1 pseudogene is annotated in these 250 nt (G+C 59.2%); it reads left to right on the top strand.

Going from position 1 to position 250, the window contains the following annotated elements:
• Positions 1-250, top strand: a pseudogene (locus NCT32_RS37180) (acyltransferase); the annotation flags it as partial.

The raw sequence follows: 250 nt of genomic DNA, 5'->3' as shown, positions 1-250 counted from the left end.
GTCCTCGACCGTCGGCGCAAGGTCGCTCTTGCGATGCTTTTCATTGCCGGCTCGTTCGTGACCTGTGCATGGCTGGAGTCCCATGGCCCCCTTAGTCTGCGCTACATCATCCACAATGGCGGCCTGATGCCGGCTGAGATGTTGCTCGTCATCGTTTGCACCGACCTCGCGGTGCCCAAACGTTTCGAGGGAAGTTGCGTGCGGCTGGGGAATGCAGCGCTTTCAATCTTCGCTATTCACGTGCCAGTCT

This window comes from Caballeronia sp. INML2 (assembly GCF_023631365.1).
In the GTDB taxonomy this organism is placed as follows: domain Bacteria; phylum Pseudomonadota; class Gammaproteobacteria; order Burkholderiales; family Burkholderiaceae; genus Caballeronia; species Caballeronia turbans.
The sequence above is the reverse complement of the archived record's forward strand: the minus strand, read 5'-3'. Positions and strand labels throughout refer to the sequence as shown.